Source organism: Escherichia sp. E.sYA108 (assembly GCF_011754335.1).
Lineage (GTDB): Bacteria > Pseudomonadota > Gammaproteobacteria > Enterobacterales > Enterobacteriaceae > Escherichia > Escherichia coli.
Window position 1 is genome coordinate 1,603,971 of record NZ_JAAQVZ010000001.1, and the last position, 19,497, is coordinate 1,623,467.

The window sequence follows — 19,497 nt, forward strand, 5'->3', positions numbered from 1 at the left end:
CTCAGTCTCTGACTGAGAAAACTGGAAGCATGCTAATGGCTACAATTCATGTAGACGGCAAAGAATACGAGGTCAACGGAGCGGACAACCTGCTGGAAGCTTGTCTGTCTCTGGGCCTTGATATTCCTTACTTTTGCTGGCATCCGGCGCTGGGAAGCGTCGGTGCTTGCCGCCAGTGTGCGGTGAAGCAATACCAAAACGCGGAAGACACGCGTGGTCGCCTGGTGATGTCCTGTATGACACCGGCTTCCGATGGCACCTTTATTTCCATTGACGACGAAGAAGCGAAACAGTTCCGTGAAAGTGTGGTCGAGTGGTTAATGACCAACCACCCGCACGACTGTCCAGTATGTGAAGAAGGCGGTAACTGCCATCTTCAGGATATGACCGTGATGACCGGACACAGCTTCCGTCGCTACCGTTTCACTAAACGTACCCACCGTAATCAGGATTTGGGGCCATTCATCTCTCACGAAATGAACCGCTGCATCGCCTGCTACCGCTGTGTGCGTTACTACAAAGATTACGCTGACGGTACGGACCTGGGCGTTTACGGTGCGCACGACAACGTCTACTTCGGTCGCCCGGAAGACGGCACGCTGGAAAGCGAATTTTCCGGTAACCTGGTCGAAATTTGCCCGACCGGCGTATTCACCGACAAAACGCACTCCGAGCGTTACAACCGTAAATGGGATATGCAGTTTGCGCCGAGCATCTGCCAGCAATGTTCCATCGGCTGTAACATCAGCCCCGGCGAGCGTTATGGCGAACTGCGTCGTATCGAAAACCGTTACAACGGTACGGTAAACCACTACTTCCTCTGCGACCGTGGTCGTTTCGGTTACGGTTACGTCAACCTGAAAGATCGTCCGCGTCAGCCAGTACAGCGTCGTGGCGATGATTTCATTACCCTCAACGCCGAACAGGCAATGCAGGGCGCAGCAGATATTCTGCGTCAGTCGAAGAAAGTCATCGGTATTGGTTCTCCGCGTGCCAGCGTGGAAAGCAACTTTGCGCTGCGTGAGCTGGTGGGCGAAGAAAACTTCTATACCGGTATCGCTCACGGTGAGCAGGAACGTCTGCAACTGGCGCTGAAAGTACTGCGTGAAGGCGGCATTTATACGCCGGCACTGCGCGAAATCGAATCTTACGATGCGGTACTGGTGCTGGGCGAAGACGTTACCCAGACCGGCGCGCGCGTTGCGCTGGCGGTGCGCCAGGCGGTAAAAGGTAAAGCGCGCGAAATGGCGGCAGCACAGAAAGTGGCTGACTGGCAGATTGCGGCAATCCTCAACATCGGTCAACGTGCGAAGCATCCGCTGTTTGTTACCAACGTTGATGACACCCGTCTGGATGATATCGCGGCGTGGACTTACCGCGCACCGGTTGAAGATCAGGCGCGTTTAGGTTTTGCCATCGCTCATGCGCTGGATAACTCTGCACCAGCGGTTGACGGTATTGAACCTGAGCTGCAAAGCAAAATCGACGTCATCGTGCAGGCACTGGCTGGTGCGAAGAAACCGTTGATTATCTCCGGGACGAACGCTGGTAGCGCTGAAGTGATTCAGGCTGCGGCTAACGTGGCGAAAGCCCTGAAAGGTCGCGGCGCTGACGTCGGTATCACCATGATTGCCCGTTCCGTCAACAGCATGGGGCTGGGCATTATGGGCGGTGGATCGCTTGAAGAAGCGTTAACCGAACTGGAAACCGGACGCGCCGACGCGGTGGTGGTGCTGGAAAACGATCTGCATCGTCACGCTTCCGCTACCCGCGTGAATGCTGCGCTGGCTAAAGCGCCGCTGGTGATGGTGGTTGACCATCAACGCACAGCGATTATGGAAAACGCTCATCTGGTGCTTTCTGCTGCCAGCTTTGCTGAAAGCGACGGTACGGTGATCAACAACGAAGGCCGCGCCCAACGTTTCTTCCAGGTTTACGATCCGGCTTATTACGACAGCCAAACTGTCATGCTGGAAAGCTGGCGCTGGCTGCACTCGCTGCATAGCACCCTGCTGAGCCGTGAAGTGGACTGGACGCAGCTCGACCACGTGATTGACGCTGTTGTGGCGAAAATCCCGGAACTGGCAGGTATCAAAGATGCTGCGCCGGATGCGACATTCCGTATTCGTGGGCAGAAACTGGCCCGTGAACCGCATCGCTATAGTGGTCGTACCGCCATGCGCGCCAATATCAGCGTTCATGAGCCGCGTCAGCCGCAGGATATTGACACCATGTTTACCTTCTCGATGGAAGGTAACAACCAGCCGACCGCGCACCGTTCGCAAGTGCCGTTTGCCTGGGCGCCAGGCTGGAACTCCCCGCAGGCGTGGAACAAATTCCAGGACGAAGTGGGCGGCAAACTGCGTTTTGGCGATCCGGGCGTGCGTCTGTTTGAAACCAGCGAAAACAGTCTGGATTACTTCACCAGCGTACCGGCACGCTTCCAGCCGCAGGACGGGAAATGGCGTATCGCGCCGTACTACCACCTGTTTGGCAGCGATGAATTGTCACAGCGTGCTCCGGTCTTCCAGAGCCGTATGCCGCAGCCGTACATCAAACTCAACCCAGCGGATGCCGCGAAGTTGGGGGTGAACGCAGGTACACGCGTCTCCTTTAGTTACGATGGCAACATGGTCACGCTGCCGGTTGAAATCTCCGAAGGGCTGACGGCAGGGCAGGTGGGCTTGCCGATGGGTATGTCCGGCATTGCTCCGGTGCTGGCTGGCGCGCATCTTGAGGATCTCAAGGAGGCACAACAATGAGTTGGATATCACCGGAACTGATTGAGATCTTGCTGACCGTCCTTAAAGCGGTGGTGATCCTGCTGGTGGTAGTCACCTGTGGGGCATTCATGAGCTTTGGCGAACGTCGCCTGCTGGGTCTGTTCCAGAACCGTTATGGACCTAACCGTGTTGGCTGGGGCGGTTCGCTCCAGCTGGTTGCGGACATGATCAAAATGTTCTTTAAAGAAGACTGGATCCCGAAATTCTCGGATCGCGTCATCTTTACCCTGGCACCGATGATTGCCTTTACCTCGCTGCTGCTGGCCTTTGCAATTGTGCCAGTCAGTCCGGGTTGGGTGGTTGCCGACCTGAACATCGGGATTTTGTTCTTCCTGATGATGGCAGGTCTGGCGGTTTACGCGGTGCTGTTTGCGGGCTGGTCAAGTAACAACAAATACTCGCTGCTGGGTGCGATGCGTGCTTCTGCGCAGACCCTGAGCTACGAAGTGTTCCTCGGGCTTTCCCTGATGGGCGTGGTGGCGCAGGCCGGTTCATTCAACATGACCGACATCGTCAACAGCCAGGCGCATGTGTGGAACGTCATCCCGCAATTCTTTGGTTTTATTACCTTTGCCATCGCGGGCGTGGCGGTGTGTCACCGTCACCCGTTTGACCAGCCGGAAGCCGAGCAGGAACTGGCGGATGGTTACCACATTGAATATTCCGGTATGAAGTTCGGTCTGTTCTTCGTGGGCGAATACATCGGGATTGTGACCATCTCTGCACTGATGGTGACGCTGTTCTTCGGTGGCTGGCAAGGCCCGTTGTTACCGCCATTCATCTGGTTCGCGCTGAAAACCGCGTTCTTTATGATGATGTTCATTTTGATTCGTGCGTCGTTACCGCGTCCGCGTTATGACCAGGTAATGTCCTTCGGCTGGAAAATCTGCCTGCCGCTGACGCTGATCAACTTGCTGGTAACGGCGGCTGTCATTCTCTGGCAGGCGCAATAAGGGGCAATAAGACCATGACCTTAAAAGAATTGTTAGTAGGTTTCGGCACCCAGGTTCGTAGTATCTGGATGATCGGCCTGCACGCGTTCGCCAAACGCGAAACGCGAATGTACCCGGAAGAGCCGGTCTATCTGCCGCCCCGTTATCGTGGTCGTATCGTTCTGACCCGCGATCCGGACGGCGAAGAGCGTTGCGTAGCCTGTAACCTCTGCGCGGTAGCCTGCCCGGTCGGCTGTATCTCGCTGCAAAAAGCAGAAACCAAAGACGGTCGCTGGTATCCGGAATTTTTCCGCATCAACTTCTCACGCTGCATTTTCTGTGGTCTGTGCGAAGAAGCCTGTCCGACCACGGCGATTCAGTTAACCCCGGATTTCGAAATGGGGGAATACAAGCGCCAGGATCTGGTTTACGAGAAAGAGGATCTGCTGATCTCCGGTCCGGGCAAATACCCGGAATATAACTTCTACCGGATGGCAGGTATGGCAATCGACGGCAAAGATAAGGGCGAAGCAGAGAACGAAGCCAAGCCTATCGACGTCAAGAGCCTGTTACCGTAAGGAGAGGGGCAATGGAGTTCGCTTTTTATATCTGTGGCCTGATAGCCATACTTGCGACCTTGCGAGTGATCACCCATACCAATCCGGTACACGCACTGCTGTACCTGATTATTTCGCTGCTGGCGATTTCCGGGGTGTTCTTCTCGCTGGGCGCTTACTTCGCCGGTGCGCTGGAAATTATCGTCTACGCGGGTGCCATTATGGTGCTGTTCGTGTTTGTGGTGATGATGCTCAACCTGGGCGGTTCGGAAATCGAACAGGAACGCCAGTGGCTGAAACCGCAGGTGTGGATTGGTCCGGCAATTTTGTCAGCCATCATGCTGGTGGTGATTGTTTACGCCATTCTCGGTGTTAACGATCAAGGTATCGACGGTACGCCAATCAGTGCTAAAGCAGTGGGTATTACGCTGTTCGGGCCTTACGTACTGGCGGTGGAACTGGCTTCTATGCTGCTGCTCGCGGGTCTGGTTGTGGCCTTCCACGTCGGTCGTGAAGAGCGTGCGGGTGAAGTGCTGAGCAATCGTAAAGACGACAGCGCGAAAAGAAAAACGGAGGAGCACGCATGATCCCCTTACAACATGGACTGATCCTCGCGGCAATCTTATTCGTTCTTGGCTTAACCGGTCTGGTTATCCGTCGCAATCTGCTGTTTATGCTGATTGGTCTGGAAATCATGATTAACGCCTCTGCGCTGGCCTTTGTGGTCGCCGGAAGCTACTGGGGCCAGACCGACGGTCAGGTGATGTACATTCTCGCCATCAGCCTCGCGGCGGCGGAAGCGAGTATCGGCCTTGCGCTGCTGCTGCAACTTCACCGTCGTCGCCAGAACCTGAACATCGATTCAGTAAGTGAGATGCGCGGATGAACATGCTTGCCTTAACCATTATTTTGCCATTGATTGGCTTCGTCCTGCTGGCGTTCTCCCGTGGGCGCTGGTCTGAAAACGTCTCGGCGATCGTCGGCGTTGGCTCTGTGGGCCTGGCGGCGCTGGTAACTGCCTTTATCGGCGTTGACTTCTTCGCTAACGGTGAGCAGGCATACAGCCAGCCGCTGTGGACGTGGATGTCGGTAGGCGACTTTAACATCGGTTTTAACCTGGTGCTGGACGGCCTGTCGCTGACCATGCTCTCGGTGGTCACTGGTGTGGGTTTCCTTATTCACATGTACGCCTCCTGGTATATGCGCGGTGAAGAGGGCTACTCTCGCTTCTTCGCTTACACCAACCTGTTCATCGCCAGCATGGTAGTTCTGGTGCTTGCCGACAACCTGCTGCTGATGTACCTCGGCTGGGAAGGCGTGGGCCTGTGCTCCTATCTGCTGATCGGTTTCTATTACACCGATCCGAAGAATGGCGCAGCGGCAATGAAAGCGTTCGTCGTGACCCGTGTGGGTGACGTCTTCCTCGCTTTCGCGCTGTTCATTCTTTACAACGAACTGGGCACCCTGAACTTCCGCGAAATGGTGGAACTGGCACCAGCGCACTTTGCTGACGGCAATAACATGCTGATGTGGGCGACGCTGATGCTGCTGGGCGGTGCGGTCGGTAAATCTGCTCAGTTGCCGTTGCAGACATGGCTTGCCGACGCGATGGCGGGCCCGACGCCTGTCTCCGCGCTGATCCACGCCGCAACAATGGTAACCGCGGGTGTCTACCTGATCGCCCGTACCCACGGCCTGTTCCTGATGACGCCGGAAGTTCTGCATCTGGTGGGCATTGTTGGGGCGGTTACGCTGCTGCTGGCCGGTTTTGCGGCGCTGGTACAGACCGACATCAAACGTGTTCTCGCTTACTCTACCATGAGCCAGATTGGCTACATGTTCCTCGCGCTTGGCGTGCAGGCATGGGATGCGGCGATTTTCCACTTGATGACCCACGCGTTCTTTAAAGCGCTGCTGTTCCTGGCATCCGGTTCCGTCATTCTGGCCTGCCATCACGAACAGAACATCTTTAAGATGGGTGGTCTGCGTAAATCTATTCCGCTGGTTTATCTCTGCTTCCTGGTGGGCGGCGCAGCACTGTCGGCACTGCCGCTGGTCACTGCGGGCTTCTTCAGTAAGGATGAGATCCTCGCGGGTGCGATGGCGAATGGACATATCAATCTGATGGTGGCAGGTCTGGTCGGTGCATTTATGACCTCGCTTTACACCTTCCGTATGATTTTCATCGTCTTCCACGGAAAAGAACAAATTCACGCTCACGCCGTGAAAGGGGTAACTCACAGCCTGCCGCTGATTGTGCTGCTGATCCTTTCCACCTTCGTTGGCGCACTGATTGTACCGCCGCTGCAGGGCGTGCTTCCGCAAACGACGGAGCTGGCGCACGGCAGCATGTTGACCCTGGAAATTACCTCTGGCGTGGTCGCGGTGGTCGGCATTCTGCTGGCTGCCTGGCTATGGCTGGGTAAACGTACTCTGGTGACCTCCATCGCCAACAGTGCGCCGGGCCGTCTGCTGGGTACCTGGTGGTACAACGCCTGGGGCTTTGACTGGCTGTACGACAAAGTGTTCGTCAAGCCGTTCCTGGGTATTGCCTGGTTGCTGAAACGCGATCCGCTGAACTCAATGATGAACATCCCGGCTGTCCTTTCCCGCTTTGCAGGTAAAGGTCTGCTGTTAAGCGAGAACGGTTATCTGCGCTGGTATGTGGCATCCATGAGCATCGGTGCGGTCGTGGTGCTGGCACTGTTGATGGTACTGCGTTGAGTTAAGGATTGTGGGATTGCCCCTGGGCATATAAGAACGTAGGTCGGATAAGCCGTCTTCGCGGCGCATCCGACACTACCCCCAGTCCGAAGAGAATTTTCTGTCGTGAGAATTCGTTGAAAATCCGGTCCTGACGGGACTTTTACAAGGAATAAAGATCGCCATGTTACTACCCTGGCTAATATTAATTCCCTTTATCGGCGGCTTCCTGTGCTGGCAGACCGAACGCTTTGGCGTCAAGGTGCCGCGCTGGATCGCGCTGGTAACCATGGGATTGACGCTGGCGCTGTCGCTGCAACTGTGGTTGCAGGGCGGTTATTCACTGACGCAATCCGCCGGAATTCCGCAGTGGCAGTCTGAATTCGACATGCCGTGGATCCCGCGTTTTGGTATCTCTATTCATCTCGCCATTGACGGTCTGTCGTTGCTGATGGTCGTGCTGACCGGTCTGCTCGGTGTGCTGGCGGTACTCTGTTCGTGGAAAGAGATCGAAAAATATCAGGGCTTCTTCCACCTCAACCTGATGTGGATCCTGGGCGGCGTTATCGGCGTGTTCCTTGCCATCGACATGTTCCTGTTCTTCTTCTTCTGGGAAATGATGCTGGTGCCGATGTACTTCCTGATCGCACTGTGGGGGCATAAAGCCTCTGACGGTAAAACGCGTATCACGGCGGCAACCAAGTTCTTCATTTACACCCAGGCGAGTGGTCTGGTGATGTTGATCGCCATCCTGGCGCTGGTTTTCGTTCACTACAATGCGACCGGCGTCTGGACCTTCAACTATGAAGAGCTGCTGAATACGCCGATGTCTAACGGCGTGGAATACCTGTTGATGCTGGGCTTCTTCATCGCCTTCGCAGTGAAAATGCCGGTGGTTCCGCTGCATGGCTGGTTACCGGATGCGCACTCCCAGGCACCGACCGCCGGTTCCGTTGACCTCGCGGGGATCTTGCTGAAAACCGCCGCTTACGGTCTGTTGCGTTTCTCCTTGCCGCTGTTCCCGAACGCGTCGGCAGAGTTTGCGCCAATCGCCATGTGGCTGGGTGTTATCGGCATCTTCTATGGTGCGTGGATGGCCTTCGCCCAGACCGATATCAAACGTCTGATCGCCTACACCTCGGTTTCCCACATGGGCTTCGTGCTGATTGCTATCTACACCGGCAGCCAGTTGGCCTACCAGGGCGCGGTAATCCAGATGATTGCGCACGGCTTGTCGGCGGCGGGTCTGTTTATTCTTTGTGGTCAGCTTTATGAACGTATCCATACCCGCGACATGCGCATGATGGGCGGTCTGTGGAGCAAAATGAAATGGCTGCCAGCACTGTCGCTGTTCTTTGCGGTGGCAACGCTTGGGATGCCTGGCACCGGTAACTTCGTCGGCGAATTTATGATTCTGTTCGGCAGCTTCCAGGTTGTCCCGGTGATTACCGTTATCTCTACCTTTGGGCTGGTCTTTGCATCTGTTTATTCGCTGGCGATGCTGCATCGCGCTTACTTCGGCAAAGCGAAAAGCCAGATTGCCAGCCAGGAACTGCCAGGGATGTCGCTGCGTGAGCTGTTTATGATCCTGTTGCTGGTGGTGCTGCTGGTACTGCTGGGCTTCTATCCGCAGCCGATTCTGGATACCTCGCACTCCGCGATTGGCAATATCCAGCAGTGGTTTGTTAATTCCGTTACTACTACAAGGCCGTAAATCGCCATGACAATAACTCCACAAAACCTGATCGCACTGCTACCGTTGCTGATCGTCGGCTTGACGGTGGTGGTTGTGATGCTCTCCATTGCGTGGCGACGCAATCATTTCCTCAACGCTACGCTCTCGGTTATTGGGCTTAACGCGGCGCTGGTTTCGCTCTGGTTTGTCGGCCAGGCGGGCGCTATGGACGTTACGCCGCTGATGCGCGTTGATGGTTTCGCCATGCTTTACACCGGGCTGGTATTGTTGGCGAGCCTCGCCACCTGTACTTTCGCCTACCCGTGGCTTGAAGGCTATAACGACAACAAGGACGAGTTCTACCTGTTGGTGTTAATTGCCGCGCTGGGCGGGATCCTGCTGGCGAATGCCAACCATCTGGCGTCTCTGTTCCTCGGTATCGAACTGATCTCTTTGCCGCTGTTTGGCCTGGTCGGTTACGCTTTCCGCCAGAAACGTTCGCTGGAAGCCAGTATCAAATACACCATCCTTTCTGCCGCAGCGTCTTCTTTCCTGCTGTTCGGTATGGCGCTGGTGTATGCGCAGTCTGGCGACCTGTCGTTTGTCGCACTGGGTAAAAACCTCGGCGACGGTATGCTCAACGAGCCGCTGTTGCTGGCAGGTTTTGGCCTGATGATTGTTGGCCTCGGTTTCAAACTCTCTCTGGTGCCGTTCCACCTGTGGACGCCAGACGTATACCAGGGCGCGCCTGCGCCGGTTTCCACTTTCCTGGCGACGGCGAGCAAAATCGCTATCTTCGGCGTGGTGATGCGTTTGTTCCTTTACGCACCGGTGGGTGACAGTGAAGCGATTCGCGTAGTGCTGGCGATTATCGCCTTTGCCTCCATCATCTTCGGTAACCTGATGGCGCTGAGCCAGACCAATATCAAACGTCTGCTCGGTTACTCATCTATCTCTCACCTCGGCTATCTGCTGGTGGCGCTGATTGCGCTGCAAACCGGCGAGATGTCGATGGAAGCGGTAGGGGTTTACCTGGTCGGTTATCTGTTCAGCAGCCTCGGCGCGTTCGGCGTGGTCAGCCTGATGTCCAGCCCGTATCGTGGCCCGGATGCTGATTCCCTGTTCTCTTACCGCGGTCTGTTCTGGCATCGTCCGATCCTCGCGGCAGTGATGACGGTGATGATGCTTTCACTGGCTGGTATCCCAATGACGCTGGGCTTTATCGGTAAGTTCTACGTGCTGGCGGTCGGTGTCCAGGCACACTTGTGGTGGCTGGTGGGTGCCGTGGTTGTTGGTTCGGCAATCGGCCTTTACTACTACCTGCGCGTGGCGGTGAGCTTATACCTGCACGCTCCGGAACAACCGGGTCGCGATGCACCATCAAACTGGCAGTACAGCGCAGGCGGTATCGTGGTGCTGATCTCTGCACTGTTGGTACTGGTGCTGGGTGTATGGCCACAACCGCTGATTAGCATTGTGCGGTTAGCAATGCCGCTGATGTAAACAGTCAGTTTGTAAGTCAGAAAGCCGCCGACATGTTCGGCGGTTTTTTTTGGTGCCCTGACACCATCACCCAACAATAACCGTCAGCGCATGATTCCCTTGTCGCAGCATACGTCGATACGCGCTAATCAGCTTTTCCATATCAAGCATGATCGAAGCAAAGAGTTGCCCCTCTAACTCTTCTGAAAAGGTTACTCCCGGATAAATCTCCATTTCATTGAGTCGCTTAATGGAAAACTGTTTACGCAGCTCACTTCGATCCAGTGATTCCAGTCGGTCGATTGTCGCGGCTAACTCCTGATTCCAGGTCAATCCCAGGAAGCCATCTATGCCATCTTCTAGGCTGTGTTCACCAAGCACGGCGCGACTCAGCGGGTCATTCTTCGCTGGATCGAACGCAGAGGTGCCTGTCAGCCCAAAGTGTAAAAAATCCCAGCGTTTATCAATATCCAGTCGGCGTAATCCTGAAAGCGTGTCATGTATATTATCCATCAAAGGTTTTTTAGTAGACTCAAGCAGTTGGTTAATCTTTTCTGAGTCAATTTCTGCAAAATAGCCAATCATTCCCATTTATTTTTCCTCCGTTGAATTTCATGTTTCGCATCTTAAAACAGACGAAAGAAAATAAAATGCGCATGTTGCTTTTTCTGGATCCGCCTCGAGAAATTTTTATTATTTACTGTTGTATAACAAGGTTGTAACTCCATCCACTACCTGAGCCATTTTCTGATAATTTAATCTGTCTGCGATATCACCGGGCAAGTGGTATTGTTTATTACGATAAAAAGCGGTGTCAGTAATCATTACGGCGGGAATATCGTGTTGCCAATAATTAAGGTGATCAGAGAAATCAATACCGGGAATAAAACCTGGGGCATTCATAGAATAAACAGATAAATCCCGGGATGACAACAATGCCGCTTTTACCTGACGAACGGCGTTGATATCCTGCATTCTGCCGACCACGGCAATAAAGTCTCCCCGATCGGGATAAAGCCAGGACATTGCCGGGTAAGGGTAATCCTGGCTACCAGGCGTAGAGTCGTAATAACCAATCATCTCCAGCGCTATCATTAATTTCACTGGACGCTCAAGCGAAGCTGCATGTACCGCGCTCCCCATTTCATCGCTACGAAAGAAGGGCGGTTCTTCCGACGCATAGGCGACCAGTTGGACGCCAATCCCTGGAGTCTGCTGCTGTAACAAACGTGCCAGTTCGAGTAATCCTGCCACGCCGCTGGCGTTATCATCCGCGCCCGGCGTATAGGTCAATTGATCGTTTTCATAACTACTGACAGAGTCATAGTGCGCACCAATAATAATCAGCGGTCCATCGGCAGGACCATAATTAGCAACAATGTTTTTGTAGGGGCCACCCGTAATGGGGACATCCTGCGCGGTAACTCTGGCACCGTTACTGATAAAGACCTCTTTTATATACTCTGCGGACCTATTCAGATTATCAATATTGTCGGCGCTACGTGGATGCACTGTTTGTGTAAGATAACGAACTGTTTTTTCTAATTGCTCAGGACTTGCGTGTCGGGGCGTTGGCGGTAATGCATTCACCCAGGGTTGGTAAAAAATAATCAGAGGGAGTGAAAACAGAAATAATATAATAAAAGCAAAATTTATTTTTTTTCATATGCAAATTATTAATGGGTTGCGTTGTTGAATCATTATTTGTTATGGGTTTCGATATTGTATTTTATTAAGATTAGCAGGATTATACAAAGAGTGTATTTTATGTCGGGGCCCTGAATTTATTTAAAAGGATTTTATATGCGAAATAAAAATATAATCATGTTGCTTATAAGTAGTTTGATTTTGTCAGGATGTGGGCCGGAACCTGAGGATAAGAAAAGTCAGCAACAACAATCTACTACACCCACTGACCAGCAAGTGCTTGCCGCGCAACAAGCGGCAACAAAAGTGGCTGAGCAAAGCGCCGCCAAAGCCGCTGCAGACGCGAAAGCCTTAGCCCAGCAAGAAGTGCAACAATATTCAGACAAACAGGCTTTGCTGGGGCGATTGCAGGCGGCTCCAAAATATCAACATGCAGCCAGAGAAAAAGCAGCCTCCCAAATCGCAAATCCAGGAACCGCTCGCTACCAGCAGTTCGATGATAATCCGGTTAAGCAGGTAGCGCAAAACCCGTTGGCGACGTTTAGCCTTGACGTCGATACCGGCAGTTATGCGAATGTGCGGCGTTTCCTTAATCAAGGGCTGTTACCTCCGCCAGACGCTGTGCGGGTGGAGGAGATAGTCAATTATTTCCCGTCTGACTGGGATATCAAAGACAAACAATCTATTCCGGCCTCTAAGCCAATACCTTTCGCTATGCGCTACGAATTGGCACCTGCACCCTGGAATGAACAGCGAACATTGCTGAAAGTTGATATCCTGGCGAAAGATCGCAAAAGTGAAGAGTTACCCGCTTCTAATCTGGTCTTTCTTATCGACACGTCTGGTTCAATGATTTCTGATGAACGTTTGCCACTTATCCAGTCTTCGTTGAAATTATTGGTCAAAGAACTTCGTGAGCAGGATAACATTGCCATCGTGACCTACGCTGGCGACTCTCGTATTGCGTTGCCTTCTATCTCCGGTAGTCACAAGGCGGAAATTAATGCTGCAATTGATTCGCTGGATGCAGAAGGCAGTACCAATGGCGGTGCCGGGCTGGAGATGGCTTATCAGCAGGCAGCGAAGGGGTTTATTAAAGGTGGTATCAATCGCATTTTATTGGCCACTGACGGTGACTTTAACGTTGGCATTGACGATCCAAAATCGATTGAATCAATGGTCAAAAAACAGCGTGAGTCCGGTGTTACTCTGTCGACGCTTGGCGTGGGGGATAGCAATTATAACGAGGCAATGATGGTAAGAATTGCCGATGTTGGTAACGGCAACTATAGCTACATTGATACCCTCTCAGAGGCGCAGAAAGTGTTGAACAGTGAAATGCGGCAGACGTTGATTACCGTAGCAAAAGATGTCAAAGCGCAAATTGAGTTTAACCCCGCGTGGGTAACGGAATACCGTCAGATAGGTTATGAAAAGCGCCAACTTAGGGCAGAGGATTTTAATAACGACAACGTTGATGCGGGTGATATTGGCGCAGGTAAACATATAACATTTTTATTTGAATTAACGCTGAAAGGGCAAAAAGCATCAATTGATAAGTTACGCTATGCCCCGGATAACAAATCAGCGAAATCGGACAAAACAAAAGAACTTGCCTGGTTAAAGATTCGTTGGAAATCCCCACAGGGAAAAGAAAGTCAGTTAGTTGAATTCCCGTTGGCATTCGCAATAAAGGCACCTTCAGAAGATATGCGTTTTCGCGCAGCAGTGGCTGCATATGGGCAAAAGTTACGCGGTTCTGAATACCTGAATAATACCTCCTGGCAGCAGATCAAACAGTGGGCTCAGAAGGCAAAAGGGGAAGATCCACAGGGTTACAGAGCGGAATTTATTCGCCTGATTGGACTGGCGAAAGATCTGGACAATTCACAAAACTAAAAATGATAATTCTGTTTGCCTGATATCGACATCAAACGTATCCGGCAAACAGATGAAAAAATGTCAAATAAATGCGTTGGTATCGTTAAATTAATCTGCTAACTAACCACCGCTTTCGACTTAAATGCTAAACACCGCGAAATCATTCGCCAGTTCAGTCGCCGGGAAAATTGACCGACATTCACGTAACAGGTGCTGACAACCTTTGTCATCATAGCGCGAGCTGACGTGGGTAATGATTAGCTTACCGACTCCAGCCTCACGGGCTAGTGCCGCCGCCTGGCGTGTAGAACTATGGCCGCGACTGTTGGCTTTGGCCTCCATCGCCATATCCAGAGTCGCTTCGTGAACCATTACGTCGACGCCTTTAGCCAGCTCCAGCGCGGCATCGCAGGGGCCGGTATCGCCGAAAATAGCGAGCGCTTTACCCGGCACTGGAACGGCTAAGTAATCTGCGCCATTAATCTGCCTTCCATCATCCAGCATGATTGTTTTGCCCGCTTTTAATTCCTGAAACAGCGGGCCAGGCGGCACGCCAGCAGCTTTTAATGCCTGGGCATTTAATGCACCTGGTTTATCATGTTCTTCAATACGATAACCATAACATTCCAGTGGGTGTTCCATCGGATAAGCGGTCACTTTGCGCAGGCCATCATCGAAAATTTCGCCAGCACCAATTTCGACAATTTCCAGCGGATAATCGGTCCATGAGCCGCTAATCCGCAGCGCGGTCTCCACAAATTCACGGATACCGTGCGGACCATAAATCGTTAAGGGTTGGATAATGCCTGACATAGAACGACTGCACAGTAAGCCGGGTAAACCAAAGAGATGATCGCCATGAAGGTGACTGATAAAAATCTTGTCCAGTTTTCCAGGGTTAAAGGCGGTATGCAGTAGCTGATGCTGGGTGCCTTCACCGCAGTCAAATAACCAAAGTCCGCTCTGGGTCGGATGTTGCAGGTTAAGCAATATTGCCGTGACATTACGCGTACGGGTTGGCACACCGGCTGAAGTACCTAAAAAAATTAATTCCATGAGTTCATCACGCTGCTGAAAATATTCCGGCTAGTATAAAGCAAACAGCACAAAGGAGCCTTCCATGATCGACTGGCAAGATCTGCATCATTCTGATTTATCCGTTTCTCAGCTTTATGCCTTATTACAACTGCGTTGTGCGGTATTTGTAGTGGAACAAAACTGTCCTTACCAGGATATCGATGGTGACGATCTGGAGGGAGAAAATCGCCACATTCTCGGTTGGCATAACGGGACACTGGTGGCGTATGCGAGGATTCTGAAAAGTGACGACGAACTGCAACCCGTTGTGATTGGTCGGGTGATTGTCAGCGAAGCCTTACGCGGTGAAAAAATCGGTCAGCAATTGATGAGTAAGGCGCTGGAATCGTGTACTCGCCGCTGGCCGGAGAAGCCGATTTATCTGGGGGCGCAGGCGCATTTACAAAACTTTTATGGGCAATTTGGTTTCATCCCTGTGACCGATATTTATGAAGAAGATGGTATCCCACACATTGGGATGGCACGCGAGGTAATTCAGGCGTAATCAATAACCCTTGTCTATAGTTAGTGACAGGTTTTACACAAATGGAGAACGAGAATGTCTAATCAGTTTGGTGATACACGTATTGATGATGACCTGACGCTGCTTAGTGAAACACTGGAAGAGGTGCTCCGCTCCTCTGGCGATCCCGCCGATCAGAAATATGTTGAGCTGAAAGCGCGTGCAGAAAAAGCGCTGGATGATGTGAAAAAACGGGTTAGCCAGGCTTCAGACAGTTATTACTATCGGGCGAAGCAGGCTGTTTATCGTGCTGATGACTACGTCCACGAAAAACCCTGGCAAGGAATTGGTGTGGGTGCGGCCGTTGGGCTGGTTCTAGGACTGTTGCTGGCACGCCGTTAAAACCTCCCTACACCGGGGTACTGCATTTTTTTTGTCGTACCCCGTATAATGTGAGGCTTTTAACAGGGAGAGGTCCGCGTGCAATCACTTACTACGGCGCTGGAAAATCTACTGCGCCATTTGTCGCAAGAGATTCCGGCGACACCCGGCATTCGGGTTATCGATATTCCTTTCCCTCTCAAAGACGCTTTTGATGCCTTGAGCTGGCTGGCCAGTCAGCAAACGTACCCGCAATTCTACTGGCAACAACGTAATGGTGATGAAGAAGCTGCCGTCCTGGGTGCGATAACCCGTTTTACGTCGTTGGACCAGGCACAACGGTTTCTTCGCCAGCACCCGGAACACGCCGACTTACGCATCTGGGGGTTGAATGCGTTTGACCCGTCGCAGGGCAATTTACTTTTACCACGCCTGGAATGGCGACGTTGTGGCGGTAAAGCCACGCTGCGGCTGACGCTATTCAGCGAAAGCTCCCTTCAGCACGATGCAATCAAGGCAAAAGAATTTATCGCCACACTGGTGAGTATCAAGCCCTTGCCTGGATTACATTTTACCACCACGCGAGAACAACACTGGCCGGACAAAACGGGCTGGACGCAATTAATCGAACTGGCAACGAAAACCATCGCCGAAGGCGAGCTCGACAAAGTTGTGCTTGCTCGGGCAACCGACCTGCATTTCGCAAGTCCGGTCAATGCGGCAGCGATGATGGCTGCCAGTCGTCGGCTCAATCTGAATTGCTACCATTTTTACATGGCCTTTGATGGCGAAAATGCTTTTCTTGGTTCTTCACCGGAACGGTTATGGCGGCGGCGTGACAAAGCGCTGCGTACCGAAGCGCTGGCGGGAACGGTAGCAAATCATCCTGATGATAAGCAGGCGCAGCAGTTAGGTGAGTGGCTGATGGCGGATGATAAAAACCAGCGCGAGAACATGTTGGTGGTGGAAGATATCTGCCAACGATTGCAGGCCGATACCCAAACGCTGGATGTTTTACCGCCGCAGGTACTGCGTCTACGTAAAGTACAGCATCTTCGCCGCTGTATCTGGACTTCACTCAACAAAGCGGATGATGTGATCTGTTTACATCAGTTGCAGCCAACGGCAGCAGTTGCTGGCTTACCGCGCGATCTGGCGCGACAGTTTATCGCCCGTCACGAACCGTTCACTCGAGAATGGTACGCCGGTTCTGCGGGCTATCTCTCATTACAGCAAAGTGAATTCTGCGTTTCCCTGCGCTCAGCAAAAATCAGCGGCAATATCGTGCGGCTATATGCTGGCGCAGGCATTGTCCGTGGTTCCGACCCCGAGCAAGAGTGGCAGGAAATCGACAACAAAGCGGCAGGGCTGCGTACTTTATTACAAATGGAATAGTAATGAGTCGCATCATTACCGATTCATATCAATAATCTATTTTTGTAGCTCCTTATACTTAGCCGCAATATTGATACCGGACAAACTCATGTCAGTAAGCGCATTTAACCGACGCTGGGCGGCGGTCATTCTGGAAGCATTAACGCGTCACGGCGTCAGACACATCTGTATCGCCCCTGGCTCGCGTTCTACACCGTTAACGTTAGCGGCGGCGGAGAATTCCGCATTTATTCATCATACCCATTTCGATGAGCGTGGACTGGGGCATCTGGCACTGGGGCTGGCGAAAGTCAGCAAGCAGCCGGTGGCGGTGATTGTGACCTCCGGCACGGCGGTAGCAAATCTCTATCCGGCACTGATTGAAGCTGGGTTAACCGGAGAAAAACTGATCCTGTTAACCGCCGATCGCCCGCCGGAGCTGATTGACTGCGGCGCGAATCAGGCGATTCGTCAGCCGGGAATGTTCGCCTCTCACCCCACGCACAGTATTTCACTGCCGCGCCCGACCCAGGATATCCCCGCACGTTGGCTGGTTTCTACCATCGACCACGCTCTCGGTACGCTTCATGCTGGTGGAGTCCATATCAACTGCCCGTTTGCTGAACCGCTGTATGGCGAAATGGACGACACCGGGATTAGCTGGCAACAGCGGCTGGGCGACTGGTGGCAGGACGACAAACCGTGGCTGCGTGAAGCGCCTCGTCGGGAAAGTGAAAAACAGCGTGACTGGTTCTTCTGGCGACAAAAGCGCGGCGTGGTGGTTGCCGGGCGCATGAGTGCGGAAGAGGGCAAAAAAGTTGCACTGTGGGCGCAAACTCTTGGCTGGCCGCTGATTGGCGACGTGCTGTCGCAAACCGGACAGCCGCTGCCGTGTGCCGATCTCTGGTTAGGCAATGCCAAAGCGACCAGCGAACTGCAACAGGCACAAATAGTGGTGCAACTGGGAAGCAGCCTGACGGGGAAACGACTCCTCCAATGGCAGGCAAGCTGTGAACCAGAAGAGTACTGGATTGTTGATGACATTGAAGGGCGACTTGATCCGGCACACCATCGCGGACGTCGCTTAATTGCCAATATTGCCGACTGGCTGGAGCTGCATCCGGCAGAAAAACGCCAGCCCTGGTGCGTTGAAATCCCGCGCCTGGCGGAACAGGCAATGCAGGCGGTTATTGCCCGTCGCGATGCGTTTGGCGAAGCGCAACTGGCGCATCGCATCAGCGACTACTTGCCTGAACAGGGGCAATTGTTTGTCGGTAACAGCCTGGTGGTGCGTCTGATTGATGCGCTTTCGCAACTTCCGGCAGGTTACCCGGTGTACAGCAACCGTGGTGCCAGCGGTATCGACGGGCTGCTCTCGACTGCCGCCGGCGTTCAGCGGGCAAGCGGCAAACCGACGCTGGCGATTGTGGGCGATCTCTCCGCACTTTACGATCTCAACGCGCTGGCGTTATTGCGCCAGGTTTCCGCACCGCTGGTATTAATTGTGGTGAACAACAACGGCGGGCAAATTTTTTCGCTGTTGCCAACGCCGAAAAGCGAGCGCGAGCGTTTCTATCTGATGCCGCAAAACGTCCATTTTGAGCACGCCGCCGCGATGTTCGAGCTGAAATATCATCGTCCGCAAAACTGGCAGGAACTTGAAACGACACTAGTCGATGCCTGGCGTACGCCGACCACCACGGTGATTGAAATGGTGGTTAACGACACCGATGGTGCGCAAACGCTCCAGCAACTTCTGGCGCAGGTAAGCCATTTATGATCCTGCACGCGCAGGCAAAACACGGCAAACCAGGTTTACCCTGGTTGGTGTTTTTGCACGGTTTTTCTGGCGATTGCCATGAATGGCAAGAAGTGGGCGAGGCGTTTGCCGACTACTCGCGGTTGTATGTTGATCTCCCAGGTCACGGTGGTTCAGCGACGATCAGCGTCGATGGATTTGATGATGTCACCGGCTTATTGTGTAAAACGCTGGTTAGTTACAACATCCTTAACTTCTGGCTGGTGGGGTACTCGCTTGGCGGACGGGTGGCGATGATGGCGGCTTGCCAGGAGCTGGCGGGGCTTTGTGGAGTTGTTGTCGAAGGCGGGCATCCTGGATTGCAAAATGCTGAACAACGCGCGGAACGTCAGCGTTCCGATCGCCAATGGGCGCAGCGTTTTCGTACAGAACCGTTAACGGCGGTATTTGCCGATTGGTATCAACAGCCTGTTTTTGCCTCGCTCAATGACGATCAACGCCGGGAGCTGGTGGCGCTGCGCAGCAACAATAATGGCGCAACCCTTGCCGCCATGCTGGAGGCGACTTCTCTCGCCGTCCAGCCCGATTTACGTGCTAACCTTAGCGCCCGCACATTTGCGTTTTATTATTTATGTGGTGAACGTGACAGCAAATTCCGCGCTCTGGCGGCGGAACTGGCTGCCGACTGCCATGTCATTCCTCGCGCCGGACATAACGCGCACCGGGAAAATCCCGCTGGCGTAATCGCAAGTCTGGCGCAGATCTTGCGTTTCTGACTAAAGG

Annotated in this window: 17 protein-coding genes; 14 read left to right on the forward strand and 3 right to left on the reverse strand. The window is 53.1% G+C overall.

Annotated features, from left to right (window positions below; translation table 11 throughout):
• Positions 1-35 precede the first annotated feature (35 nt).
• The 8 genes from nuoG (at position 36) to nuoN (ending at position 10,153) form a co-directional block, all read left to right on the forward strand.
• Positions 36-2,762 carry an NADH-quinone oxidoreductase subunit NuoG gene (gene nuoG, locus HBM92_RS07605; protein ID WP_001443083.1) on the forward strand — a complete coding sequence of 909 codons (2,727 nt, stop codon included), beginning with the start codon at positions 36-38 and terminating at the stop codon, positions 2,760-2,762.
• A complete protein-coding gene (gene nuoH, locus HBM92_RS07610) occupies positions 2,759-3,736 on the forward strand; it encodes an NADH-quinone oxidoreductase subunit NuoH (RefSeq protein ID WP_000118512.1) in 978 nt (325 codons plus the stop codon). The genes nuoG and nuoH overlap by 4 nt, the downstream gene beginning before the upstream one ends.
• A gap of 14 nt (positions 3,737-3,750) precedes the next feature.
• Positions 3,751-4,293 (forward strand): NADH-quinone oxidoreductase subunit NuoI, encoded by a 543-nt coding sequence (nuoI, locus tag HBM92_RS07615; RefSeq protein ID WP_000172749.1) that lies wholly within the window; start codon positions 3,751-3,753, stop codon positions 4,291-4,293.
• A gap of 11 nt (positions 4,294-4,304) precedes the next feature.
• Positions 4,305-4,859: an NADH-quinone oxidoreductase subunit J gene (nuoJ, locus tag HBM92_RS07620; protein ID WP_000393511.1), complete on the forward strand. Its 555-nt coding sequence runs from the start codon at positions 4,305-4,307 to the stop codon at positions 4,857-4,859.
• Positions 4,856-5,158, forward strand: a complete 303-nt coding sequence (gene nuoK, locus HBM92_RS07625; RefSeq protein ID WP_000612644.1) for an NADH-quinone oxidoreductase subunit NuoK — start codon at positions 4,856-4,858, stop codon at positions 5,156-5,158. Before nuoJ ends, nuoK begins: the two co-directional genes overlap by 4 nt.
• Positions 5,155-6,996 (forward strand): NADH-quinone oxidoreductase subunit L, encoded by a 1,842-nt coding sequence (gene nuoL, locus HBM92_RS07630; protein ID WP_001056618.1) that lies wholly within the window; start codon positions 5,155-5,157, stop codon positions 6,994-6,996. The genes nuoK and nuoL overlap by 4 nt, the downstream gene beginning before the upstream one ends.
• A gap of 163 nt (positions 6,997-7,159) precedes the next feature.
• Positions 7,160-8,689 carry an NADH-quinone oxidoreductase subunit M gene (gene nuoM, locus HBM92_RS07635; protein ID WP_000926460.1) on the forward strand — a complete coding sequence of 510 codons (1,530 nt, stop codon included), beginning with the start codon at positions 7,160-7,162 and terminating at the stop codon, positions 8,687-8,689.
• Between the two features lie 6 nt (positions 8,690-8,695).
• A complete protein-coding gene (gene nuoN / locus HBM92_RS07640; RefSeq protein ID WP_000156712.1) occupies positions 8,696-10,153 on the forward strand; it encodes an NADH-quinone oxidoreductase subunit NuoN in 1,458 nt (485 codons plus the stop codon).
• A gap of 66 nt (positions 10,154-10,219) precedes the next feature.
• On the opposite strand, the gene HBM92_RS07645 is transcribed toward nuoN, so the two are convergent.
• A complete protein-coding gene (locus HBM92_RS07645; RefSeq protein WP_000525373.1) occupies positions 10,220-10,723 on the reverse strand; it encodes a YfbM family protein in 504 nt (167 codons plus the stop codon).
• Between the two features lie 102 nt (positions 10,724-10,825).
• On the reverse strand, positions 10,826-11,788 hold the full coding sequence (locus HBM92_RS07650) for a M28 family metallopeptidase (RefSeq protein ID WP_032140951.1): 963 nt from the start codon (positions 11,786-11,788) through the stop codon (positions 10,826-10,828).
• Positions 11,789-11,935: 147 nt separating this feature from the next.
• Between HBM92_RS07650 and HBM92_RS07655 the strand changes: the two genes are divergently transcribed.
• Positions 11,936-13,678 carry a vWA domain-containing protein gene (locus tag HBM92_RS07655; RefSeq protein ID WP_001244797.1) on the forward strand — a complete coding sequence of 581 codons (1,743 nt, stop codon included), beginning with the start codon at positions 11,936-11,938 and terminating at the stop codon, positions 13,676-13,678.
• Positions 13,679-13,798: 120 nt separating this feature from the next.
• On the opposite strand, the gene rbn is transcribed toward HBM92_RS07655, so the two are convergent.
• Entirely contained in the window at positions 13,799-14,716 is a 918-nt protein-coding gene (gene rbn, locus HBM92_RS07660) for a ribonuclease BN (RefSeq protein ID WP_000420115.1), read from the reverse strand.
• Positions 14,717-14,780: 64 nt separating this feature from the next.
• On the opposite strand from rbn, the gene HBM92_RS07665 reads away from it, so the two are divergent.
• The 5 genes from HBM92_RS07665 (at position 14,781) to menH (ending at position 19,490) form a co-directional block, all read left to right on the forward strand.
• On the forward strand, positions 14,781-15,242 hold the full coding sequence (locus HBM92_RS07665) for a GNAT family N-acetyltransferase (protein ID WP_000568142.1): 462 nt from the start codon (positions 14,781-14,783) through the stop codon (positions 15,240-15,242).
• Positions 15,243-15,296: 54 nt separating this feature from the next.
• Entirely contained in the window at positions 15,297-15,602 is a 306-nt protein-coding gene (gene elaB / locus HBM92_RS07670; RefSeq protein ID WP_000070621.1) for a stress response protein ElaB, read from the forward strand.
• Positions 15,603-15,680: 78 nt separating this feature from the next.
• A complete protein-coding gene (gene menF / locus HBM92_RS07675; protein WP_001191383.1) occupies positions 15,681-16,976 on the forward strand; it encodes an isochorismate synthase MenF in 1,296 nt (431 codons plus the stop codon).
• Positions 16,977-17,064: 88 nt separating this feature from the next.
• Positions 17,065-18,735: a 2-succinyl-5-enolpyruvyl-6-hydroxy-3-cyclohexene-1-carboxylic-acid synthase gene (gene menD / locus HBM92_RS07680; protein ID WP_000116370.1), complete on the forward strand. Its 1,671-nt coding sequence runs from the start codon at positions 17,065-17,067 to the stop codon at positions 18,733-18,735.
• A complete protein-coding gene (menH, locus tag HBM92_RS07685; RefSeq protein WP_000600525.1) occupies positions 18,732-19,490 on the forward strand; it encodes a 2-succinyl-6-hydroxy-2,4-cyclohexadiene-1-carboxylate synthase in 759 nt (252 codons plus the stop codon). The genes menD and menH overlap by 4 nt, the downstream gene beginning before the upstream one ends.
• Positions 19,491-19,497: the final 7 nt, after the last annotated feature.